Genomic DNA, 25043 nt, shown 5'->3' with positions numbered 1-25043 from the left:
CAAAAGATCAAAAACCCTCTGCCTAAGGGAACGAATCGGTTTTTGATTCGTTCCCTTGGGCAGAGGCCTCCAAGCGACTTCAATAGAATCGCGCGGAAGTGAAACATGGCTCAAAATAAGGTCCATCTCTGTCTGTTTTATTGACAGAAGTCCAAATTGCCTTTCTCTATATATTTACTGGCTCACTTATGTCATAAGTGGATCAATATCTTGTCCGGAGTGGGTCAAAAAGATGGCAGAGGTGGAACTAACTCATGTCCTTCTTCATTTAACATATATTCTCTATTTTCCGTGGAATGCAACCTATTGTACTGTATTTTTTAATTTATTTTGTTTCTGAATGGATAGTTGGATTAACGTACATAAGACAATTCCTAAAATTGTTGCTATTAGTAACATTAAGAAGCCACCATTCCAACCTACTGTATCAATCATTAAGCCGAAAATAGTGGTTCCGGCTGAAGCACCAAAAATATAACTGATAAATCCGCGTAAACCAGTTGAAGAACCAACGGCAAATGGTGGTACTACTTCAATAGATTGGACAGATACTAAGAACATAGGGACGTAAATTAAACATCCGACAAGACCCGCAAATATCGTTACCATAACTAGCGAATCACTTACCCAATAACCAATAATCCCAAAAAAGATAATAACGAGAGCGATAATTGCAGGAGGCATACGATAGCCTTTAAAAACTTTATCCGATATAAATCCGGCAAGTAAGGTGGAAGGAATCGCAGCCCACTCAAAGATAAAAAAGGCGACACTCATTTCCCCTTGAGAAAATTGCTTTACATTGATTAAGTAAATAGGGAGCCAGCTTAAAATTCCATAGCGTATCATGTAGTTAAAGGCATCCGCAAAAGAGGTATACCATACATTTTTGTTTTTAAGTGCATAGTTTTTAAAAATGTACCAAAAGCTCTTGTTCTCGTCTGCATCTGGCACTGCTTTTTCATCCTCTATAGCGTTAATCTCTTCGCCACTGAATTCGTTTATCGTAGGCAATCCTTCATCGACAGGTCTTTCCTTAACAAGTAGCAGTACTACCAAAGCAAAAATGATTGCTACCGCTGCGGGTAATTGATATGTAGCTATTTGCCAGTTATTAGAACCGAATATTGCGAAACCAAAACCAACAATAGGGGCAACAATGCCACCACCCACGTTATGAGAAATATTCCATAGGGCACTGAGCGTTCCTCTTCTTTTGTGCGGAATCCAGTGAGCTAAAGTAATATAGCTAGGACCAACACCCATCGCTTGGAAGGCTCCTAGTATAATAACTAGAATCACAAACATCCAAAAAGCGGTTCCAAAACCTAGCATAATATTGACCAATGCTGACATTAGAAGGCCAAACGCCATAAATTTTTTCGGACTTGCCTTATCTGCAAGAGAGCTCATTACTCCTTTACTGACACCATATGCAATCAGCATCGAACTGCTTAAAAATCCTATTTGTGTGGCACTAAGGTTTAACTCTTCCTGCAAATAGGGAGTAGATAAAGCAAAGTTATTACGTATAATATAGTAGGCCATATAACCAAGGAATATCCCAAGCAATGACTGAAATCCCATAACTTTATATCTTCGCGGAATCTCTTCTGGTGGTATTTTCTCTTGAACCTGCCTAGGCTTTAAAAATGAAAACATATAGTCCTTCTCTCCAATCTTTGTAAATTAATCATTATCTCTCGAATTTCTCTAGTGAATAAAAATTGCCCTTTCCTCCTTTTACTTCAATAGTTGTTTTGTAAGCACATACAAATAATGTCTGGGATGATACATTCGCTTAGTTCAATCATATAGCATCTTAAAATATAGAAATATCGGAAGAAATCTGATTTTTTATAAGAAGATGTAGGAACAATGTAGGAACTACTCCTACATCTTTTCCGAGAAGCAGTTATGGTATAATTTAAGGGGAATAGAAAGGCGGTGTTGTATTATTAATATAAGCAAGTTATCCAAAATTTCTATACTTCTTATTTTCATCGTGTTAATGACTGGGTGTAAGCAAAATCAAGGAAATGATCAAATTGATTTTACGGAGAAGGAATTTATTCCCCCAGAATCAGAATCAGATAATACGCCAATAAGGGTTGCTATTATTAGTGTTTTATCTCCTACAAATACAATAAATTCTTATAGGAAAATAGCAAATTATATTGGTGATAAATTGAATCGGCCAGCCATTTTAATTCAACGAAAAAGTTATAATGAGATTAGCAATCTTATAATTAATGGCGGCGCCGATATAGCCCTTCTTACAACCGGGTCGTATATAACACATAATGAAGTGGATGAGATTGAAGCTATTGCTTTACAACAACGAATGGGTTCTCTATACAATCGAGGTTATATTGTCGTCAATAAAAAGAGTAATTTGGATGATTTGAATAGTTTACAAAATAAGAGTATTGCTTTTACTGATCCCATCAGCTACTCAGGGTATATATCAGTAAAGAATAAATTGCTTGAGTTAAATGATAACCCAGAACATTTCTTTTCCAATTATACTTTTACATACAATCAAAAGGAGTCTTTGGAAGGAGTTTTAGACAATGTTTTTGATGCGGCTGCAATTAGTTCTCTTACCTATGAGAGTATTAAAACCGAAAATCCTTCGATTTTAAAAGATTTAAAGATTATAGGGGAATCCGAACCTATGGGAACTGGGCCAGTTGTTATAAGTAAAAGTTTATCTGACAAAGAGAAAAATATTATAAAAAATAGTTTTATTACAATGCATGAAGATAAATCAATGTTGGCATCATTAGATAACCTATTTATTGATCGCTATCTTCCATTTGATTCTACGCTTTACAAGGTTGGGTTTTCCGATGAGATGGTTGAATAGATTGCAAATAAAGCAGAAAATTTTCGCTGCAATTCTTATGCTGATTATACTCATGTCATTAATTTTTGGGATTATGATATGGGAGTCATTTACAAAAATGATGACAGAAGAATTGGAAAAAAGAGGTGTAAGTATTGCAACAAATATTGCTTCATCAAGTTCTGATTACATTCTGACAGATGATCAATATTCTATTCATTTACTTTTAAATCAAGCAAAACAAACAGATGAAGATGTACGGTATATTTTAGTCATTGATAAACAAAACAATGTTGTAGGACACACTTTTTCCGATTATCTCCCAAAGGGTATACTGGATGCGCATACATCTTCTGGGATAAGCAATGGCCTTGCTACTATTACTTCTAATGAAGGGAAGATTCATGATGTTTTGGTTCCTGTAGAAGAAGGAGATGTAGGCTATGTGCGAGTAGGGATGACAGAGGAGAGAGTCAGGTCATATCTTTATAATAAAGTGGGGCAATTAATTTTTATAACGATGATTGTATGTGCCGTTGCTGCTAGTATTGCATATTATCTTACAAATATTATTACTAAACCAATAGATAATTTGGTTGATACTGCTACTGGAATATCATCCGGAAACTTAAAACTACGTGCTACTTCTATGAATAATGATGAGATTGGAAAACTTGCACATACATTTAATAACATGGCTGATAACTTAATTAACTCCAGGAATAAAATTAACAAATTATTAATTGAACTTCAGGAAAAAAATGCTTTACGGGATACATTAATTCAAAAGCTTTTGTCTGCCCAAGAGGATGAGAGAAAGAGAATCTCACGAGAACTTCACGATGAAACGAGCCAGGCTTTAACCTCTTTAATGATTACAATGCGAGTTTTAGCCAATGAAGCTCAAAATGAGGAACAGAAAAAGTTATTAAATACTTGCAGGGATACAACTGCAAATATTTTAACTGACATAAGGGATATTGCCGTTGAACTAAGACCCCCTATTATTGACGATATTGGTATATTTTCTGCTATCAATAAATATATTGATGATTTTTACGAAAAATACTTAATTGAAGTAGAGTTTGATGACTTTAAATTAGATTCTAATTTAATTGATAATCAAATTTCTTTAGCCTTATATCGAATCATTCAAGAAAGTCTTACTAACATTGTCAAACATTCAACAGCGTCGCGTGTAACGATAAAAATCTGGTTAGCGGATAATCATGTGAATTTAAAAATTAGGGATAACGGTCAAGGCATAACAAAAGAGGATATTCGAAAGGCACATCAACAAAAAAGAATTGGAATATATGGTATGCAAGAAAGAGCAGAGTTATTAGGGGGTTCCTGTATTCTTAAACCAATAACGGGGGGAGGAACTGAGGTATTGGTATGCATACCTTTAGTGTATGAAGGGGGAGAGTGGGATGAGGCAAACAACTAGTATTATGCTAGTTGATGATCATAGCTTGTTAAGGTCGGGCTTAAAATTGTTATTGCAGAAGAAACCATTTATTAAAATTGTTGGTGAGGCTTCAGATGGGCATGAAGCACTTCGTATGTATGAGGATTTAAAACCTGATCTATTAATATTAGACATTTCAATGCCAAAGCTTGACGGAATTCAAGTGTTAAAAAAGATTAAAAAACGGCATGAAAACTCAAAGGTTATTGTCCTGACGATGCATGAGGATAAAGAATACGTGACCCTGGCAATACAAGCCGGTGCAGATGGATACATTCCTAAGGCAGCGGTTGATGAAGAGCTATATACAGCTATTGATTCTATTTTAAAGGGACATCCTTACCTTCGCCCTACGGAACTATCTAGCGTGTTTGATCAAATTAAGGCTAAAGATGACCCTAAGAATCCATATACATTATTAAGCCCACGAGAGCGTCAAGTGCTAAAATTTATTAGTAATGGGTACACGTTAACTGAAATTTCTAATGAACTAATGATAAGTATAAAAACAGTTGATACTCATAAAACGAGATTGATGAATAAACTTGATGTAAATAGAAAAAGTGAATTAGTGAAATATGCGACGAAGTATAATTTGAAGGATATTTAAATAGAATGGCGAAATATACTTAAGAATACTGGAGACAGAATGCTGGAATGGACATACGACATCATGGAAACGCTCACTTAGCACCTTGATTAATTAGGGGGTGAAAATGAGAAGTCGTTTTAGTAGATTTTGTAATCAAACAAAGAAGGAGAGGAAATGAATTGAAGAAAAAAATGCTCGTATTGTTTTTAAGTATGATCATGATATTTTTTATCACGGGCCAGGCCTCTGCGCAAGGGTATGGAAAAGAAGTTGATGTAAAGGTCATGTCATTTAATATCCATCATGGCGCAGGCCTTGACAATATCCTGGACTTGCAAAGGATAGCTCAAGTAATTAGAGGTGCAGGGGCAGAAATTGTTGGAATTCAAGAAGTGGATCGTTTTTATAGCTCAAGAAGTGACTTTCAAGACCAGGCCAAGGAACTAGCTGAAATATTAGGTTACCATTATGTCTATGGGGCGAATTTAGATCGTTCACCAGCTGAAGGGCAAGTAGAAAATAGTCAATATGGAACTGCAGTCCTAAGTAAATATCCAATTATAGATTCAGAAAATATACATCTAGATAGCTTCGGTAATGAGCAACGTGGATTGTTAAGAACCAAAATCAATGTTCGCGGAATACATGTGAACTTTTACAATACACATTTAGGGCTAAGTGTGGGGGAGAGAGTTTCACAGGTACAGGAAATTATCGGCATTTCATCTTCCTTTGAAGGACCGAATGTACTTGTTGGTGATTTGAATGCTGAGCCACATAGTGAAGAGTTTCAACTATTATTAAACGAAGGGAACTTTGTTGATGTGTTTGAAGGGCAAGACAATGCGAATACATTCCCTGTCAAAAATCCAAACAAGCGAATTGACTATATTTTAACATCTCCATCTGTTAAGGCTTCCAATCAGGAAGTCATATACACGGAGGCATCAGATCATTTACCGGTGGTTAGTAAATTAATATTTAAACGATAGTAGTGAAGCGGAACGGGAAACTGTTCCGCTTTCTACATGATAAACAGTAGCATCTTGTGAATCTGCACCGTGGAGTATACGTTATTTTAAAGTAAACATACTTGCAAATCCCGGATTACCCTGAAGATGAAAATCTCTTCACTAGGGGAGACTAAGCCAGGGTACTATCGTAAGGTGGAGTTTGGCGGAGATGCGGATAATCGAGAAGCTGGTGGTTTTATCATTGTTCTTTTTCGTCTAGCCCTCGAGATCAAATAACCTAGGCCAATTAAAGTCAAAATGGGACTTTTACTGCTTGGGGGCCTACAGGACACGGCGAAGCGCGGACACCCTATAAAGAGGAAAAGCATAAATTAAAGAATGGGGTGATCCATATGGATAAAGGTGAAATTACACAACAGCTGATTCAATTACGGGAAGAGATGGGCGATTTTTTATTGAACCTTTCTGAAGCCCAACATATCAACATGGCGGATGCGAGCAAACAAAATTTATGTGCATTTTTGGCGCTACAGAAATTCAAAAGCCCGGCACTCCATTCGTATTTGGTGGAAGAGGGATTTTCATCTATACAAATGATGAGTCCTCATGTTTTATATTCATTGGATAAAATAATTAGTCATTTATCCCTTAAGGATCGGCGGGATGAGAATTATATTGATAGAAAGAATGCAATATATTTAAAAGAACAGCGAAATCAAGAGTTGTTAGGGAAATCAGAGGAAGATTCCGTTTCCATTATGGTCACATTAGATAAACCAATGTTAGAAACACCAGAGATTTTTAAAGAATTATTAAGAGCCGGAATGACAATTGCTCGAATAAACTTAGCTCGTGATTATTCAATATGGAAAACTCTAGTGGAAAACATTCGTGCTGCAGAAAAGGAAATGGGGATTGAAAGACAAATTAGAAAATGCAAGATATACATGGATCTTCCAGGCCCTAAAGTTCGTGTGAATGACTTTTGGGAAAAACAAGTAACAATCAAGGTGAAAAAGGGCGATATGATACGAATTTATAAAACTGATAACTATCTTGGAGGGCCGAAAAGTAAAAAGGGAGAACCAGCGTCTATAGGAGTTACAATACCAAAAGCTTTAAGAAATGTTAGAACAAAAGATAAAGTTTATTTTGATGATGGAAAAATCTGCGGAGTCGTAGTAGAAGTGAATGGCAAATACTTGGATGTAAAGATTATCCTTACTCGAAATAAAGTAGAATATATTAAACCTCATAAAGGGATTAATCTCCCAGATTCATTGGTTTGCTTAAATGTTCCAGCTGTTACGGATACAGATATGCAAATGCTATCGGAGGTTATCTCTTTTGTCGACATAGTTGGCATTTCCTTCATTCATTCTCCCAATGACATTCGAATTGTGAAGGGATATTTAGAGCAATATACGGAGAGGAAAATCGGAATCATTGCAAAGATTGAAACTAAGCATGCACTAGTATCCTTATCTAATATTATTCTTGAAGGTCTAAATTTGAATCTGTTTGGAGTAATGATTGCTAGAGGAGATTTGGCCATTGAAATTGGTTATAAACAGTTGGTCAAGGCTCAGGAAGAGATCTTGGAAATGTGCCGGGCCGCTCATGTTCCAGTTATTTGGGCAACAGGTATTCTTAATGATATGAATAAGAAGGGGATTCCATTGAGGACAGAATTAACAGATGCCTTTATGGGATTAAGGGCAGATTGTATCATGATGAATAAAGGTCCCTATATCTCAAAATCTCTGGAATTTCTTCAAGAGCTTGATCAAATCAACAAAGGTCCATTGCTGGAATTTAGAAATTCCACGTAACCTTGGTAAGAAAGTGCAAGGTATTGAAACTATTCATAATTGTTTCAGTACCTGGCATCTTTATAAATCCACTAAGATGAAAGGGTCTACTTTTTCGCGAATATGGCCATAGCCTTTTTTAATATTTCAAGCTCCTGTTTAAGCTTAAGATTTTCCTTTTGTATCTCAGCAACTTCCTTTGGGGTGACAGGTTTACCCTCGGATCCCTCAACAGGAGTATAAGCTTTAATCCATTTGTAGATCGTTACTTCAGATACGCCATATTCACTGCTTAAGTCTTTTACTGAGTTTCCAGAATGATAAAGATCAACAACGGTCTTCTTGAAATCCTCATTAAATTTTTTGCCTGTATTTTTGTTATCCATTTAACACATCTCCTAGTTATTATTTTATCACTTAACTAAGATGTGTCCATGGAACTATACTAACATCACCTACTATCTCTGTTTGAAATTACATAGCTTTTGTATTAAATAAACCACTCATATACGTAATAAATTCTTGGTTCATTAAATTCGGATTACTTAATAAAGACAATGAATACAACTCAACTGTTGCGATAAGCTCAAGAGCAGTAGTAAAGATTGCCATTTTCTTCGTTCATTGCCCCCTGATTAATTTAGAGAGAGATAACCCAATTTCGAATGCAATGATAACGAGAACAATTGGCCAATAACGAAGTAAAACATCTTGATATAAAGCTGGAAGCACGAATTCAATTCCATCTCCGTCGCCTTCATATATACCTACAAGGTGATTTGCATTAAAATAAAGGGTTGCCCAAATTGCCGTCCACATTAAATAGCCAAATACTTCGAGTTTCGTAATCGCTTTTTTCTTAGGAAAAATAGGGGCCCTACCAACTAATCAGTTTACAACGTCAAGCAAATTACAGCATAAAAAAACCGATTTCCTTACAAACGTCGGAAATCGGTTTTTTGGTCGGGCTTATGCCACAATTGCGCCCGTTTATTTAACTTCTAAAGAAAAAGCATAGAAAGCATCACCGTGAGATAAACCTTCATCTTCTTCATCCATCCACCAGACACCATAACTATAAAAATAAGTGCCTTTTTCATCGGGAGCTGTGAACTGATTATCATTTACTTCAATTTCCATTTCATCATCATTCTTTATCTGTGAAAGATGCATTTTATTAGGCTTTAGTGTGTAATCCATATTCAATTTGATTTCCTCACCAGCCTTAATTTGTAAAGGTTCTTTATCTTTCAATAAATCTACTGGACCAGCAGTGTCAACACATTCTGATTCTCCTTTTGAAGTATCCCAACAATATGAACCCAATATAGTCTCATATGATTCACCATCAATCTCAATACTCACATTTGGAGGGGTATCACCAGATAAACCGTTATTTTCAGTAGATGTATCACCACAACCACTTAATATAAAAACTAATAATAAAGCAGAAACGACAACAAACTTTTTCACTGTTTTTCCTCCCTTTTTTATAAAATTAGACGTTAATTCTTATAAAATGTTTCATAAAGATTATTCAACAAAATGGCCAGATTGTGGAAGATGGAACGCAAAGCTAGGAAGACTTTATTGATGATATGAAGTATTACACTTAAACTAAAGAAGCTTAGTGCAACAAGAAAGCTTGGCAACTACCAAGCTTTCTTAAATAATTAAACTTTTTTATTAAAGCCAAAATGTTCTTCAACTTGATTGATTAAATCATTTGGATTGGTTCCCATAGTTTCTCTTTTAAAGTATTTAAATCCACTATTTTGAATATCGTACTCATTCTCTTCCGCTTTATAAAACATTGATCGGAACGTATTTTCAAACGCTGCCTCTGGATCTTTCAGTCCTTTTATACACTCAAACATATCTCGCTTATCTTCACGATTGAAATAATAGTGTCGTACCACTTCTTCGGATGCAATCAAGAAAACAACTCTGGTATAATCTGATATTTCTTTTAGTATATTAACTGAGAAGAACCCATCAACAAGTATTTTCTTATTACCCGAACTACCTGATATTCTTAATAAATCGGCAACAACCATTCCAGTTTGTTCCTCAAAAGATTTTTTTCCCCATTCAGCAAATTCTTCTACTGGCCTCATAAAATATTCTTCCCAAGACTCAAAAGTAGTACGGCTGCATAGGGCTGGTTGGTATTCGGGAGTTGAAACTGCTTGGTAATCAGGGAAATGTTCGTCCCAATTATAAAGTATCATATCGTATTTTTTCGCAAGATATTTAGAAACGGTAGTTTTACCTCCACAGGGTCCACCAGTTATAAAGTAAATATTTTGAAAATGATTTTTTATAATATTATTAGCAATGAGCATATATTTAATCCTCCATTATATTGTAATTTAATATTTAGGGGTAAATAATCAAAGCATACATAATTTTCCTATCGGGTGGTGTTATTTATTTTTGGGGTAAATTTCCAAACGCATCTAGTCCCTTCTTTATATGGAATACCATATCAATTCTATCTTTTTCTAAAATTTCCTTTACAAAAATAAAAAAGGATATTCATATTTTAGGGTTTCACTTAAACTATAGGGCTAGCTCAGTAGCAAGGAGTGCGCCCTTTTTATGTATTGGTACATTTTCTCGAAGAAGAAAATAATAGTTCTTTTTAAATAAAGGAATTGGGGATGGAGACAAAGAACTCTATAGGTTAGATAGGAGTAACCAATTTTTTTAGTAAAGTAAGGAGCTTTATGGCAATGGAAAATAAAATGAGAGAAATAGATTATAGCAATTATTTTTGGCAAGATGGGGAAGTCAGATTACGTGCAATACAACCTGAAGATTGGGAAGCTCATTACATAAATCGATTTGATACCCCTGGGCGCCGTCTTTTAGAATGTGCGGTTGAATTACCACCAACAATTGCAGAGGCACAAAAATTCACGGAAGGAAACCTTGATTTTTCATCAACAAATGGACGGATAATGTTTACTATTGAAAATTTGAAGGGAGACAATGTTGGTGGTATCAATTTAAATAGTATAGACGAGAGGAATGGTACATTCAGTATAGGGATAGTAATTGATAAAGATAATCGAGGTAAGGGCTACGGTACAAGAGCTATGAAAATACTCTTAAGATATGCATTCCTTGAACGTAGGCTTAATAAATTCAATGATGCTGTTCTTGAAGGAAATGAAGGTTCCACGAAAATGATGAGGAAACTTGGCTGTGTTCAAGAAGGTGTTCGTCGGAAAGTCATATATACCAATGGACAATATTTAGATATGATTTTGTTTGGATTGACAAAGGATGAATTTATTAATAAACAAAAGGAATAAGCACTTTTAAATAATCTACAGTTATAGGAAATGGAAAGATCAAATAGTAGGCAATAAAAGGAGCAGGCCTCTCTTTTTATTGCCTTATAGGTTAAGATTTATTTCGAACCAGAATGTTTCTACTGGTAATTAATAATCGCCGGGTTAGGATCAAGCTTCAAGACATCTTCAGGACTTAGCACAGGCTCATCTTTGTTATAAAAGATCTTGAATCCGCCGTATTGGACCGCTTCATTTCGTACGAACTTGCGATAAAGCGACATTTTTGTATTGGCGTCACCCCAACCGTCATAGTTCAAAGCCACTTCGACCTTATCAGTTGGTTGGATGGCTTCTTTGTTTGTTAATGCATCATCCACGAACTGATGGACGAGGACAATTTTATCCGGCAAATCATTTTCCTCAACCATTTCCGTGAGGTAGTCCACCGCTTCTTGTACTTCAGCTCCGTCCACTTGACCAAGATCAATACCAGGTGTTTGTCCTTCTCCGACATGGAATTCAGTATCGATGGCGAGGTGAACATAAGGGAGCTTCAACCATTTCTCCAGTAATTTAACTTGATTTATCACAGAATCTGTTCCGAGTTGGACATCCAGCATTAGTAATGCATCATTTTCTTTCGCAAGCTCGGCATATTCGTCAATTTGCTCCGGTGAAGTACTATGGAAGAACTTCCCTTCAGGTCCCGGTTCTCGCTGGGCGACGGTAGAGATTAATTCAATCATGGGTACGGCAGGGCGGGATGGATCGGCATCCGAATACGCTTGTGTCTGTTCTTTTAACTTTTCCATTAATTGATCAGGTTCCATTTCTCCTAATATCCCCATATTGGTAGAATTCGGGTGCCCATAATAGGCGACAAGTCTATGATTCTTTAAAGGCCCGTCTGTTTGGTCCTCGGCATCTTTTACCAATGTTTCTCCCACTGGAACCAATCTAGTAGTATCCTCTCCATGGGATTCTGCTTGAGGCATCTGCTCCAATTCCTCTTCAGATAACTTATCTTTAAGAGGGGTGGCATCTTCCGCCGGTTCCATTGGTTTGTATGGTTGAGGGGGCGGCTTTTCTTCTGTTTCTTCAGGTTCCTCCTGTTTTTCCTTCTTATCTGCTGTATCATCTTCCTGTGCCGGTTTTTCATCATTTCCTTCGCTTTCTTTGTTAGCAGAGGTGCTTTCCGAACAAGCGACTAGGAAAAAGGTAAGGAGCACGCCAGATAATAGCAAGACTAACTTTTTCATGTTGTTCACTTCCTTATGTATGGGTTTCTCTCTATCTATTACCTTAGATGTTTTCCCTAAGTTTATTAAATTTAACAGATGTGGATAAATTTAACATAGTAATATTTAAGATACAAGCCCCTTGGTAATAGAGTTAAATTTTATGAAATTACCCCAAACGTTCTTTCTCTAATTTCAATACCAGAATCCTCTGCTTCCTCATATTGGTTGAACGCAAGGGAGGCGACGTTAGATTCTCTGGCCTAATACTTCTAGCATGATGACCTCATTGCTATCTTTGGTTAATACGATTACGTTTCTAGAGTTTCCCCATCTGGTAGGGCTACTGATGGCTTGTTCTCCTAGAAAGGGCTCCCATTTTAAGTATTTCTTAAAATATAGAGGCATCCTAGTAGAAAAATGACCATTATAAGTGGGGGAGGGGGGAGTTATTTTTTCTCTTGTCAGCAAGCATGCGAGCAGCAGCAAATAATCTTTTCTAGTTTAAGAGCCGCCAGCTCCTATATTTTTATCTTCTCCGACAAAAAATGTAGGGAGGATTTTACCAAAGGGCTAGCTCTGAACAAAAATAGAAAAAACTGTTAATTTTCCTCTATACTAAAAAATAGGTATCTCGCCTGGTAAGTATACATGTTTACAAAATAGTTTACGTGTATACGAATGTGTACACAAAAATTGTTTACAAGTACACAATTACGTTTACACGCCCGTAAAACAATATGTGTACATCTTTGTCATTATTGTATACAAATACGTTTACAAACGGACTTATGTTTACGGAATGTTTACAAGTTTACAGTTTTGTTTTATTTAGTAACTGTCATTGTGGAATTTCGTAATCTCTTATAAACTTAATATGAAGTGGTATTAAATGGTACTTGTTTTACATAGTAAAAATCTATTAAGTGAAAAGGAATGATATGAATGTCTATATCTAGAATTGCAGCAGTTGATGTTGGGAATGATTCGGTTAAGTCTATTTTTGGAGAACTAGAGTATGAATTAAATATTCCTAACATTATTGCAAGGGATACAGAAGACCGTCCGGTAATTGGAATAGAGGATTTAGATAGTAAGAATCCGCTCGAGGGGATTCATTTGAAGGTACATTCTCCAGCTCTAAAGGAAAATAACGTGGTTTATCGTATTGGTGACTTAGCGACAAAAAGTAGTAATGCTCAAGAGTTAGATCCAGGAAGCCTAAAATCAGAAGAAGATCAAACATTGGTCATGCTGCTTTCCACATTGGCACTGGATGCGGTAAGGGAAGAGAATGCAGCCATTTTTCCCCGTGAGAAAAACGTTGTGGATGCGAACTATACGTTGGGAACGGGCCTCCCCCTCCGTGAAGTAAAAGAGGGTAAGGATGCCGGCTACCGTTCGAAATTAACAGGATCTGTCCATCAAGTAGAGTTTCTTGTAACACCAAAATATCAGGGAATCAAGGTGAATATTAAATTTAATGAGGTTAAGGTATATCCTGAGGGCTTTGCTGCCTTTATTAATCTTGTAATGGATGATAATCTTAAAGTCATTAACAAAGATTTAATCGATAAAAGAATTTTAATTCAAGATATTGGCGGCCTGTCAACAGATATTGCTGTCATAAGAAACAGGAATGTCGATGATGATAAGGCACAAGGGTTTAATCTTGGGGTATCTGAATCACTAGAGGCTATAAGGGAAGAAATTAGATCCAAACATGGGGTGGAATTAGATAGCCGCCGTGATGTTGTGGATATTATAACCAGGAAAAATAACCGCAATCATATCATGGTAAAAGGGAACCGGACAAGCGTTCATGATATTACAGACCGTATACTGCTAGAGTTAGCCAAAAAACAATATCGTTTATTACGCAATACATGGTTAAAAAACTCACAAACTGAAATCTGTTATTTTCTTGGCGGTGGGTCAATTGTATTAAAAGATTATCTAAAATCGATAAATAACAATCTAGATGGATATAATATTGAATTCTTTGAAGATGAAAAAGAGAGTATTTGGATGATGGCAAATGCTTATTATAAACTCATTACCGACTTTGCGAGGAAGACAGAGAAGAAAAAGGCACCCAAAGAAATGGTAAAAAAATAGAATTAAGGTGATCCTATGAAAAAGTCTGCCTCAAATGAGGTGAAGAGAGGTCAAGCCATTTCATTTCGCGTACCCTCTGACACACCTGATCATTTATTAAAACATCTACAGAGGTTAAAGGAAACAGAACGAAGGAACTTTTCCAGCAAAATTGCTGAGTTTGTGATGCAAGGGGTCGGTCAGTCACTTTCAAGTGAAAAGGAAGTCCTTTCTATTCCACTTCCTCAAAAATTAACGAAAGCACAGCGGAATTGGCTAAAGCATGAACATTCTGAGGCGTTGCTTGGTAGCATTATTTACCAACTATTAAATGATCCAAGCCGAGCTGCTTCCTTGCTGGCTTCGCTGAATAGTCGTTCCTTGAACTTAGATGAAGCTTTATATCTCCAAGAGGAAGAGGCCATGGATAAACCCAAGGCGGAGGAATTGAACGAGGAAAACCATTCACCGTCTTTAGAGAAAACAACTTCATCAAATGAGTTCAATACGCTCGATGATGATTTAGATTCACTGCAGTTGGAAAGCATAAAAGTAGATCACTCCGCAGAAATGCAGGAGAAAGAGGATCAAGCTGACGATGATTTAGATAGCTTGTTAGGAGATTTTCTTGCAGAAATGAATAAGTGAAACACAGTATTACATCTAATAGGATTATTGGTATTGCTCTAGAAAAGCAATACCAATAATCCTATTTTGCGTAGCATAATTCAAACCCCGCTAAACTCATAAACTTAAAGAGGAATGTGGGAATAATAGGACATTAACCAAGAAAAGAAGAAAAACAACAAATGGCGCTAGGTACAATTCAGCCTGTGCGCCATTTTTACATGTCCTCGTCTCACCAGGAATATTTTGGAATTAAATATAAGTACACCCTGTCCAAACTGTTAGGAATATAGTAATATAGGTAAATATTACTAAATGAACAGATCAGTTTTATAAAGAGAGGGGGACAAAGGGTGGTATAAGGCCATGCTAAATTAGTTAGAAAGATAGATACATAATGTAAAGGATACAGTTTTATCTGAAAAGGAGTACAGTTTTATGAAAAGATATTTAACAATTCTATTTATATCAGTTATTTTAATTTTACTTACTGCTTGTGGTAAAAATACTTATGAGATTGATAAAGAAATACGCGTAGACTTTGAAGGTTATGATGAATACGGTAAGGCGCGAGTACATGTTGACAAGGATGGGCTCTTTAGTGCATTAAATGAAATAATGAAATTAAAGGATCGATCTGAAGTGGTCGAATTCGAATCCTTGCTTTCCGATTTAGATGTGCAGGCTACACCAAATAAAAATGTAAAAAATGGTGATAAAGTTGATCTTGAATTAACCTATGACGAGGATAATTCACTTAAATTAGATTTAAAATTAAAAAATCCAAAAGTCACTGTTGAAGACTTAGAACCAATTAAAGCTTTGTCTAAAGAAGAGATTTTTGCTGGAATCGATATACAATATGAAGGAACTTCTCCGTTTTTAAGCGCAAAAGTCATAGAGAACTCCTCAAGTGAAGTATCAAGCCTATTTAATTATTCTATTCCCGAGCAACGCTTTAAAATTGACGAAGAAATCCAGGTAACCGCTGAGCCAAAATCTGATTTAATCGCATCAGGGTATAAGGCGGATGCAAGATTTTACAAATTCAATCAAAGTGTCCAGTAAAGAAAAATACGTTGAAAAATGGGATGAATTAAACGAAGATGATCAAAAATACATATTAGGCGAAATCCAGGATCTTGTAACAGCAAAAATTGATTTCGAAATTCAAAAAGGTATGAACGCAATACTGGACAAAGGGAAAAATGTTGCGACTGGTAGGTCTGTTGAAAAAAATGAGCAATCAAAGATGGAAGAACAATATTTCCTATTTGCAAAGGAAAGAGAGTTTGAAAATACCTTTATTTTCCATCCTTTACATCAATAACCTCTCTTGCAGCTTCTATAAAAGATTGTATGATCGGGGAAAGCCATTTGTCTTTATGCCATCCCATTTGTGTGTATACATGCAAGTCCGGAATTTGCCAAGGAAGAGTCACAAGTTCGCCTCGTTCCACTTCGGCCTTCGCTGTTATTTCTGGAAGAAAGGCAATACCGATTCCTGTAATCGCACATTGTTTAATGGCTTCGGCATTTTGAAATTCTAAATGTGTAATAGTATCAATGCCCTCTTGTTCAAATGATCGGTCAAACATGGTTCGATAGGTACAACCCTTTTCATTCGTCAGGAACACTGCTTCGTGGAAATCTTCCAGCTTTAGTTCCGTTCGTTTCGCGAGTGGATGGTCTGGAGCAGCGAAAAAGCGGAAAGTTTCTTCCACTAATGGTTCGACTGCAATCCCTGTCGAGCGAATTGTTTCATCTAACATAAAGACGACATCTGCTGTTCCCTCAAAAAGCGTTTGTTTAAGTTGCTGGTTGGGAACAGAACGGAAAATGAGACGTACTCCCGGATAGCGCGAACGAAATAGGTGAAAGACAACTGGAAGCCGATAGGCGCAAAGAACTTCGTTAGCACTGATCGTGATGGTGCCAGTTAGATCATCATTATCAAGAACGGCGTTACGAGCTTCGTTCAATTTGTTGAGAACGTCTTGGATATGAGTTAAAAAGCGTTCTCCTGCAGTTGTGAGGACAAGCTGCTTACCCAAGCGATCAAAGAGACGAACGCCAAGCTCCTCTTCCAAGGCTTTTATTTGCATTGTGACGTTGGAAGGCACATAGTTCAGGGCTTCCGCTGCTCGAGTGAAATTTAATGTTGTTGCCACTGTGCGGAATGTGTACAGTTGGCGCAATTCCATCATACTTCCTCCTTTGCCTTCAATATTTTTGAACACTACTTTGATTTTTCATCACTTTTTTTGAGAGTAGCACAGGTTTATACTAAGTACAAGAAATAGTTTTAATGTGCTTTATTTTTTGAAGGGAGCGAAAAAATATGATGGATTATGAAATTTTTGATTTGGGTGACGTAAGCTTGCAATCGGGAGTGACGTTGCCGAATGCATTTCTTGCTTATAAGACCTATGGCAAATTAAATGAAAAGAAAGATAATGTCATTGTTTATCCAACTGCTTTTGGTGACCAGCATGTTCAAAATGAATGGTTGATTGGAAAGGGCATGGCATTGGACCCGCAGAAATATTTCATTATCGTTCCCAATCTACTTGGCAACGGGTTATCATCATCTCCTAGTAACACACCGCCTCCATTCGACCTGGCTAATTTCCCACAAGTAACCATTTATGACAATGTTCAATTTCAGCAGCGGCTAGTGACCGAAAAGTTTGGAATTCAAAAGATTGCACTCGTGGTTGGATGGTCAATGGGCGGCATTCAATCATTCCAATGGGGAGCAAGTTATCCCGATATGGTGGAACGAATTGCCCCTTTCTGTGGAGGTGCAAAGACTTGGCCACAAACGTATGTGGTCCTAGATGGAATGAAAGCAGCACTTATGGCGACAATCGGCTTCGATGCAAATAAACGTAACCAATTGACTTCTTCAGATATGCGCGCTGTAGGCCGTGTTTATGCAGGATGGGGCATCTCACAGGCATTTTATAGAGAGGAACTTTATCGTGAGCTCGGATTCGACTCATTAGAAGCCTTTGTGGCAGGATTTTGGGAAAAGAGCTTTATAAAGATGGATCCGCATAATGTCATGGCGATGTTATGGACTGGGCAATTTGCCGATATTAGCGAAAACCAAACTTATAATGGAGATTTCGATAAGGCCCTTAAAGGTATTAAAGCCCGTGCTTGTATCATGCCTGGGAGCACAGATCTCTTCTGTACAGCGGATGAAAACAAATACGAAGCTAAGCATATACCAAATGCTTCCTTTCATCCTATCGAGTCGATTTGGGGTCATTTTGCTGGTCGCGGGATTAACAGGGCAGATAATAAAATTATTGATGACAACTTAAAACACTTGTTGGCACTTAGTACAGAGGAATAGATTATTGTTAGCTTTAGGCTACCTTTTCAAGAGCTAATAGAGGTGCCAGGTCGAAAGCAATCTCGACCTGGCACTAATAGATCTTAGCCTTTCTGCAAAACCCCAATGACTTTACCATTAATAAACACATCATCGGCATTCATTTGGATTGGCTCATAATTTGTATTTGCAGGCAGTAATAAAATGGTACTGCCCATTGGCAAGTATTTCTTTATGGTTGCTTCTTGATCAATAACGGCAATGACGATATCCCCACTATTAGCTGTCTGTTGGCGATGGACGATTGCGGCATCACCTGGTTGTATTCCTTCATCGATCATGCTGTCGCCTGTTACTTGTAACACAAATGTCTCCTCGGGCTGAATTACCCACTCTTCCGGGATATAAAGTGAATCTTGGTATTCCTCCACGGCCTCTATCGGGATACCAGCTGCTACATTCCCTATGATTGGCACTTGAATCGGTTGCTCTAGGTCTTGAATTAGTTCAGTCGCACGATCTTTAATTTCAATGGCTTCAAGATCTTCTTTGTCTTGTAGATAATCATATTCTTTATTATTTCGCAAGTTTCTATAAATGTTTTTATACTTTGTTTCTGGTAAAAAGCTTGGCTGGCATTTTGGTATATCGTTGACTTCCTCGCCATTGCGATCAATGATCATGATATCGACACCATCCGTCGCTACACCGTATTGGACATGATTAGAAGTATTCATATAGCTAATCAGTTGTTCCTTTGCATCAGCAATCCCATCACCAAACTTTTTTGTCTCAACAAAAATATAAGGCAGTTTTTTCCCGTTGACATGAATCATCACAGCAATATCTACATAACCACGCTTGGAAAATTGTTGTACTCCATATTCCACCTCAAGAAGAGACTCGGGGTACTGGAAGTGAGTGGTTAGTTGTTGAATCATCCACTGTCGGATCAGTTCCTCTTTACTGTTCACATCCACAATCTTATCTGCAAATTTATATTCAGCTATAGAGACTGGCTGAAAAGGTCTAAAGGCTGTATCTCGATTAAATCGTAATAAGTTTGGATCAATTTCCTTCAGAAACTTGGAAGCTGCTTTCACTCCACTCATATATAGCAATTCATTTGCACGTGTCATCCCTACATATAATAATTTTCTTTCTTCGGTATGAACGGTTTCTTCATCTTCAACCTCGACTTGAGCGGTATTAGGCAAGACACCATCATCTAAATGTGCTAGGAAAATGACTTTGAATTCGAGCCCTTTGATCGAGTGCATCGTGACTAAATTCACCGCTTCTTTTGCAAAATCAGGCTTGCGATCATGCAAAACCTCGGTTGGAATACCTTCCCTCTCAAGACCTATAGCAATATCATCAATTAATCGTTTTTCTTTTGCGACAATACAGATATCCTCTAATCGATATTCTTGCTTTAATTGATTAATTTCTTGTTTGAAAAATTGTAGCTGGTCCTCATTAGTTAAAAAGAAACGATAGATGGGTGCATGTCCATGTCGATCGATCAACGCTGGCTTGACGTAATCGACGTTTCCCATGATTTGCTCATCGTGTTCGATAAGACCATAAGCAGCCTTTGAAATTTCGGTTGTGGTTCGATAATTTTTAGTTAATACACGTGCCTTTCCACTCATATCATAGCCAATCGTCGTATAGGCTCTTCCTTTCCCTAACCATGAATGGGAATAGATACTTTGGGTATTATCCGCTACAAACGTAATAGAACCGTATGACTTATCAGCATAAATGGCTTTTAAAAATTGCAATTGTACTTTAGTTAAATCTTGGCTTTCATCAATGATAATATGCGTGTACTTCTTTTTCCCAACCTCTTGGGCTTGCTGCAGCGCTAGTAAATTCATAGTTTTAAAATCTACTAATCCTTTTGCTTCCAGTAACTGATCATAACGTTCTTTTAACTGAAAGATGGCCTTTCTCGTCTGGGAATTCTTCGTTAATTTTTGCGGTGTATTTCGCCCGCCAGTAGATCTTCCGACTCGATCGATTTGTTGATATGTGTCTTCATCTAGGATCCCACATGATTTGATCCAAGAAATTTCATCTAGCAAAAAGCGATTATATTTACGAGAAAATAATTTTATATTCGGAAATATTTCTTGCAATTGATCTATCGCTTGTTCGATCGTTGCATATATGGTCCGTTGGTCGTTAACAATTTTTAGGTCAAGACTATAGCGCTTTAAATAGCCAATAAAATGACCATACATGATCTGATCGATAGTTTTAATCGTGACATCCCGATTGCCAGTTAACCATGTGGCAATATCGCCTTTTTCCTCATCCTCAAGTTTCTTGAATTGGTATTGAATATAGTTAAGCAATGTTTTATTGAACGTTACAAGCAAAATATGATCATCATTTTCTAAACAATAATGCGTTTGCAAAAACGAAATTCTCCGTATCGCCACGGTTGTCTTGCCTGAACCAGCTACACCCTTAATCAACATATGCCCATTTGGCTCCAGCTCCACAATCTTTCGCTGCTCGACATTTAACTTCATCAATATATACCTCCAACAACAGGATCTTCCGTTTTATCCTTATTCTACCATAAGTGGGATTAGTATAAAGGGGAGGGATGATTTGTTTGGGGAATGAGGATTTCGAATCAAGAAATTGCTTAAAAAAGGCTCCGGCTTAATGCCGAAATGGTCCATAATGGCTGTTTATATTTTGGTGTCTCTAATCGATTACATTTAAGCGTGCTCCTGCTTTTTAATTGTTCTTCCAAACCCATTTTACATAGGATGGGTTTTTAGCACTTGCGGAATATTGAGTGGCGCATATCCTATCATAGGTTATGTATAATATTTCATTTGGAGGGGTTTATTAGTGAGAAAAATGGATACGACTCCATCTAGGCTTTGTCGAGAGTTTGCGAGAATACTTGGCTCCACCCCCAGTGTGGTTAATGGTGTATGTACTGCAACCCGTTCCAGAACGAATCTTCATCCCGTTGTATTGGGCAGACCTGCAGAATCTTTTATGTTTGTTCCCCAGGCTTTTTCATTTGAAAATATGAATAAAAGTGGGAAAGCCTTGTGTCTTGGAGAGACGGTTCTTCTTTAAGAAGAAGTTAATCCTTTTATGAGCAAGCTTCGTAAGCACGGCATTATTGTAACAGCTACACACAATCACTGGCTTTTTGATAAGCCGCGTCTTATGTATATGCACTTTGAATCCGTCGAAGAGCCGCTTACTTTTGCCCGAAAAGTCAGGGATGCCATGCGAGTGTTGACCACGAAACAAATCACGGTTGAATCGAGTTCGGACAAAGTGGATTTCAGTTCACACGAAATGGATAGCAAAGATGACCATGATATTAAGGTTCAGATGGATAGCCAGTCCGATAGCAGCCTTTGTGATCAGTTCAGCCGAATTCTTAAAGGAGAAATGCATACGTTTGAAGATGACATATGCCTAGTGATGAGCTCACGCCATAACATTCAACCGGTCGTTCTAGGCAGACAAGGCCGCTCCTTCCTGCTGATTCCGCAGATGTTTACCTTTGAGTCCATGTCCCCGGACGGACGTGCACTTTGCGCCGGTGAAACTGTTATTCTGCAGGAGGAGCTCAATCCTTTTATCAGCAGGCTCCGGAAACAGGGAATAGTTGTCACAGCGTTTCATAACCATTGGTTATTTGAACATCCGAGGCTCATGTATATACACTGGTTATCAATCGATCAGCCCCTGGACTTTGCAAGAAAAACTCGCAATGCATTAAGTGTACTGACTGATCGACCGGTAAGGTTCAGAAGTAGAACATCTAAGAGGAGATAAAGAAGCTCCTCAAAAGAAAAACTGAAGGAAATTCATTTTTTCAATGCTTTTTATTAAAAGACCAGCAGCGACTATGAGTACAACAAGTAAAGATTTTTCTGATCTCATTTCAAAACTGGCACCTTATGAAACTTTCATTTCCCCTTATTATACTTCATCCCCGAAGTGTAATACTTTTCACATTTGTCTTAAAGTTCAGTAAAGAATGAAATGATTATATAAAGTATAGGCCAGGGTTGAAAACAAGCCTCTTTCGTCGACATTAAGCGAAAGGTGCCTGATTAAATAAAATAGATTAGTAGATAATGATACCATCCCTATTATTCAAGGTTGTGCACTATCCCTCCTCATATGCAGGAGGGCTTTTTTATGCTTAAAAAATTTTCTTTTCTACCACACAATCTATCCAATCAGATTCGACACTCAATATATTAATATCGAAGCTGGCTATAAAAAATACAAAGGTTCAAATAGACAAGGGCTTACTATCTTGTCATTGTCTAGTAGACTATAATTTTTCTGAAAAAATACCTAATATCTCAGAACACCTCTTGTACATATGATTAAAACGTATTATAATAAGTATGTGATAAACATCACAAAGTTAAAAGACAATTTGTCATACAGCTTTGAATATAGTCATTGATCCTGTTTCTTCCGTTTGGATATTCCTAAATTTAGGTTTTTCCTCAGATGTTGGGGGAGTATGCAAGTAAGGGCATCTCACTCCATGATTCACGGTTATTAATTTTACTGGAGAGAGTACTCTGCCTGGCAATTTGGCAACAAGACATGTGAAATTATATTATAGTAGACGTAAGAGTCGGAATTTTTGCAGTCTTGAGTTTTATGTGGCTTGGACGAGCCAGTAGGCCGGAAGGAAAAATATGTTTTCACTGGATCTTGCTATGTACATATTACTGGAAAGGAGCAATAAAATGATGAATTTACTAGGTATAGTTGGAACAAACTCAGATCATTCTACGAATCGCCTTTTGCTTCAATTTATTGAAAAGCATTTTGCTGATCAAGCGAACATTGAAATTTGTGAAATAAAAGATTTGCCAGCTTTTAATAAGCCGAAGGACAGGAAGGCGCCTGATGGGGTTCAAAAGCTTGCGGATAAAATTACTGAAGCAGACGGAGTGATTATTAGTACTCCGGAATACAATCATTCCGTGCCAGCGATATTAAAAAGTACGTTAGAATGGTTGTCCTATACGACTCAGCCACTTATTGATAAACCAATTATGATCACTGGAGCCTCATATGGGAAATTAGGCTCTTCCCGTGCCCAAGCCCATTTACGGCAAATATTGGATGCACCGGAATTAAAGGCACGCATTATGCCGAGTTCTGAGTTTTTAGTAGGGTATTCATTACAAGCCTTTGATGAAGATGGTCATCTAAAGGACGAACATAAAATAGAAGAACTTGAAGGAATCTTTGAAGACTTTATACATTTTGTTGAGATCACGAATCAATTAATTGGAAAGAATCATTCCCAGAAAAAAGTCCAAAAGTTTTCATGGGAGGACAAATAGTTAATTAGGAGGCCTATAGATGAAAATCGTTGGAATCGTTGGTTCAAATGCTGATTTTTCATATAATCATCAATTACTAAATTTCATTGCGAATCATTTTAAAAAATTGGTTGAAGTTGAAGTTTTGGATATTAAAGATGTCCCCATGTTTAACCAATCAAATGATCAAACAGACAGTGCACCGATTCAATATTTAAATGAGAAGATTACTGAAGCGGATGGTGTTATTATTGCCACACCGGAATATAACCACTCTATCCCATCTGCATTGCAAAGTGTTATAGAATGGTTGTCATTTAAAATCCATCCTCTTGATGGAAAACCTGTGATGATTGTTGGGGCCTCTTATGATGTCCAGGGATCTTCGCGGTCGCAATTGCATTTGCGACAAATACTAGATGCCCCTGGTGTGAACGCTGTCGTCATGCCAGGTAATGAATTTCTGTTAGGAGAAGTGCATAAAGCCTTTGATGAAAATGGACATTTAAAGGATGCGCAAACAACTCAATTTTTGGAAACAAGTATTAAAAAATTTATTCGTTTTATCAATGTTGTAAATGTTCTAGATGCACCTGAAGGGATGAAAGATCTAACTAGTAGTGAAGATTTATATGCTACTGGATCGATTGATACCACAATTCAGGATGTTGACATGATGGCCGATGACTGGGTGGAGCAAGCTGCTGAAGCAACTGGGGCAGTAGAGGGCAATACGTATGTGAAACTGGATCGTGGTATTTTGACCGTGAATCAATTAAATCACTTTTTAAAATCCATGCCTGCGGAGTTAACGTATGCGGATAGCAATAACCAGTTCTTGTACTACAACCATAAGGATGATGCTGAAGACATGTTTGCCTCTCGTCGACCAGAACAAGTCGGTTATCCATTAGCGGAATGTCATCCTAAACAAGCATACAGTGGTGTGGCTTGGGTGATTCAACAATTACGTAAAGGGAAAGAGGATGTAGTCAAAACCCATGTGCCAACACATGGACCAGATAAGTTTGTTGTTCATAACTATCAGGCCATTCGTGATGAAGAAGGTAATTATCTTGGAATTAATGAATATGTACAAGATATTAAGCCGATTATTGACTGGTACTTGGAACAAACTGGGCAACAGTTAACAGGCGGGGACGTTGATGCCGTATCAGGGGCAACATCGAAAGTTGATACTGTGTCAGGAGCAACTGCTAAAGAATAACAAGTGGGAACAAAAGAGGTTGGGGAAATATCGAGGTACAACTTTAAATTGATTTAGTGAAGATAGAGGAGTATGGCCGGCCACCGAAAAGGTCTGTATTTTGAATGCCTAGCAATCGAGGTCGGCCCCATACCTTGGCTTCTCCGCCCAATTTGGAGGAAGTT

20 protein-coding genes and 3 pseudogenes are annotated in these 25043 nt (G+C 37.3%); 15 read left to right on the top strand and 8 right to left on the bottom strand.

The window, feature by feature from the left end:
* Positions 1 to 303: 303 nt before the first annotated feature.
* Positions 304 to 1662 (bottom strand): MFS transporter, encoded by a 1359-nt coding sequence (locus tag IPU53_RS23840; RefSeq protein WP_207453854.1) that lies wholly within the window; start codon positions 1660 to 1662, stop codon positions 304 to 306.
* Positions 1663 to 2011: 349 nt separating this feature from the next.
* Here IPU53_RS23840 and IPU53_RS23835 point away from each other — a divergent pair, with 349 nt between their 5' ends.
* From IPU53_RS23835 to IPU53_RS23815, 6 genes are all read left to right on the top strand, one after another.
* Positions 2012 to 2869, top strand: a complete 858-nt coding sequence (locus tag IPU53_RS23835; protein WP_207453853.1) for a substrate-binding domain-containing protein — start codon at positions 2012 to 2014, stop codon at positions 2867 to 2869.
* Between the two features lie 97 nt (positions 2870 to 2966).
* Positions 2967 to 4298, top strand: a complete 1332-nt coding sequence (locus IPU53_RS23830; protein ID WP_242698539.1) for an ATP-binding protein — start codon at positions 2967 to 2969, stop codon at positions 4296 to 4298.
* Positions 4282 to 4929, top strand: a complete 648-nt coding sequence (locus tag IPU53_RS23825) for a response regulator (RefSeq protein WP_207453851.1) — start codon at positions 4282 to 4284, stop codon at positions 4927 to 4929. The genes IPU53_RS23830 and IPU53_RS23825 overlap by 17 nt, the downstream gene beginning before the upstream one ends.
* Positions 4930 to 5090: 161 nt before the next feature.
* Positions 5091 to 5903, top strand: a complete 813-nt coding sequence (locus tag IPU53_RS23820; protein ID WP_207453850.1) for an endonuclease/exonuclease/phosphatase family protein — start codon at positions 5091 to 5093, stop codon at positions 5901 to 5903.
* A gap of 126 nt (positions 5904 to 6029) precedes the next feature.
* On the top strand, positions 6030 to 6161 hold the full coding sequence (locus IPU53_RS25395) for a hypothetical protein (RefSeq protein WP_278253333.1): 132 nt from the start codon (positions 6030 to 6032) through the stop codon (positions 6159 to 6161).
* Between the two features lie 116 nt (positions 6162 to 6277).
* Complete coding sequence (locus IPU53_RS23815) at positions 6278 to 7717, top strand: pyruvate kinase (protein WP_207453848.1); 1440 nt, start codon at positions 6278 to 6280, stop codon at positions 7715 to 7717.
* Positions 7718 to 7801: 84 nt separating this feature from the next.
* Here the strand turns inward: IPU53_RS23815 and IPU53_RS23810 are convergent.
* The 4 genes and pseudogenes from IPU53_RS23810 to IPU53_RS23795 all read right to left on the bottom strand — a co-directional run.
* A pseudogene (locus IPU53_RS23810) lies at positions 7802 to 8082 on the bottom strand (transposase); the annotation flags it as partial.
* Between the two features lie 103 nt (positions 8083 to 8185).
* Positions 8186 to 8560 (bottom strand): annotated as a pseudogene (locus tag IPU53_RS23805) (hypothetical protein); the annotation flags it as partial.
* Between the two features lie 126 nt (positions 8561 to 8686).
* The gene (locus IPU53_RS23800; RefSeq protein ID WP_207453844.1) at positions 8687 to 9169 is read right to left on the bottom strand and encodes a hypothetical protein; all 483 of its coding nucleotides are present in this window, start codon (positions 9167 to 9169) and stop codon (positions 8687 to 8689) included.
* 200 nt (positions 9170 to 9369) lie between these two features.
* Entirely contained in the window at positions 9370 to 10041 is a 672-nt protein-coding gene (locus IPU53_RS23795; RefSeq protein WP_207453842.1) for a hypothetical protein, read from the bottom strand.
* A 390-nt stretch (positions 10042 to 10431) separates the two neighbouring features.
* Between IPU53_RS23795 and IPU53_RS23790 the strand changes: the two genes are divergently transcribed.
* On the top strand, positions 10432 to 11016 hold the full coding sequence (locus tag IPU53_RS23790; RefSeq protein WP_242698538.1) for a GNAT family N-acetyltransferase: 585 nt from the start codon (positions 10432 to 10434) through the stop codon (positions 11014 to 11016).
* Positions 11017 to 11135: 119 nt separating this feature from the next.
* Here IPU53_RS23790 and IPU53_RS23785 read toward each other — a convergent pair whose 3' ends face one another.
* Positions 11136 to 12257, bottom strand: a complete 1122-nt coding sequence (locus IPU53_RS23785; protein ID WP_207453840.1) for a hypothetical protein — start codon at positions 12255 to 12257, stop codon at positions 11136 to 11138.
* Between the two features lie 924 nt (positions 12258 to 13181).
* Between IPU53_RS23785 and IPU53_RS23780 the strand changes: the two genes are divergently transcribed.
* From IPU53_RS23780 to IPU53_RS23765, 4 genes are all read left to right on the top strand, one after another.
* Entirely contained in the window at positions 13182 to 14354 is a 1173-nt protein-coding gene (locus IPU53_RS23780; RefSeq protein WP_207453839.1) for a ParM/StbA family protein, read from the top strand.
* A 15-nt stretch (positions 14355 to 14369) separates the two neighbouring features.
* Positions 14370 to 14981, top strand: a complete 612-nt coding sequence (locus IPU53_RS23775) for a hypothetical protein (protein WP_207453838.1) — start codon at positions 14370 to 14372, stop codon at positions 14979 to 14981.
* A 417-nt stretch (positions 14982 to 15398) separates the two neighbouring features.
* A complete protein-coding gene (locus tag IPU53_RS23770) occupies positions 15399 to 16028 on the top strand; it encodes a hypothetical protein (RefSeq protein WP_207453837.1) in 630 nt (209 codons plus the stop codon).
* Entirely contained in the window at positions 15991 to 16290 is a 300-nt protein-coding gene (locus IPU53_RS23765; protein ID WP_207453836.1) for a hypothetical protein, read from the top strand. Before IPU53_RS23770 ends, IPU53_RS23765 begins: the two co-directional genes overlap by 38 nt.
* Here IPU53_RS23765 and IPU53_RS23760 read toward each other — a convergent pair.
* A complete protein-coding gene (locus IPU53_RS23760; RefSeq protein WP_207453857.1) occupies positions 16265 to 17164 on the bottom strand; it encodes a LysR family transcriptional regulator in 900 nt (299 codons plus the stop codon). The two genes, IPU53_RS23765 and IPU53_RS23760, sit on opposite strands and share 26 nt — an antisense overlap.
* Positions 17165 to 17304: 140 nt before the next feature.
* On the opposite strand from IPU53_RS23760, the gene IPU53_RS23755 reads away from it, so the two are divergent.
* Entirely contained in the window at positions 17305 to 18324 is a 1020-nt protein-coding gene (locus IPU53_RS23755; RefSeq protein WP_207453856.1) for an alpha/beta fold hydrolase, read from the top strand.
* An 83-nt stretch (positions 18325 to 18407) separates the two neighbouring features.
* On the opposite strand, the gene lexA is transcribed toward IPU53_RS23755, so the two are convergent.
* A complete protein-coding gene (lexA, locus tag IPU53_RS23750; protein WP_207453855.1) occupies positions 18408 to 20846 on the bottom strand; it encodes a transcriptional repressor LexA in 2439 nt (812 codons plus the stop codon).
* 340 nt (positions 20847 to 21186) lie between these two features.
* Here lexA and IPU53_RS25510 point away from each other — a divergent pair.
* From IPU53_RS25510 to IPU53_RS23735, 3 genes and pseudogenes are all read left to right on the top strand, one after another.
* Positions 21187 to 22128 (top strand): annotated as a pseudogene (locus IPU53_RS25510) (DUF1259 domain-containing protein).
* A gap of 938 nt (positions 22129 to 23066) precedes the next feature.
* Positions 23067 to 23672 carry an NADPH-dependent FMN reductase gene (locus tag IPU53_RS23740; protein ID WP_207453835.1) on the top strand — a complete coding sequence of 202 codons (606 nt, stop codon included), beginning with the start codon at positions 23067 to 23069 and terminating at the stop codon, positions 23670 to 23672.
* A gap of 19 nt (positions 23673 to 23691) precedes the next feature.
* A complete protein-coding gene (locus tag IPU53_RS23735; RefSeq protein ID WP_207453834.1) occupies positions 23692 to 24879 on the top strand; it encodes an NAD(P)H-dependent oxidoreductase in 1188 nt (395 codons plus the stop codon).
* Positions 24880 to 25043: the final 164 nt, after the last annotated feature.

Source organism: Bacillus sp. SD088, assembly GCF_017355205.1.
In the GTDB taxonomy this organism is placed as follows: Bacteria; Bacillota; Bacilli; order Bacillales; family Bacillaceae_C; genus Lederbergia.
Note: the sequence above shows the minus strand (reverse complement) of the source record. Positions and strands in the feature narration are given on the sequence as shown.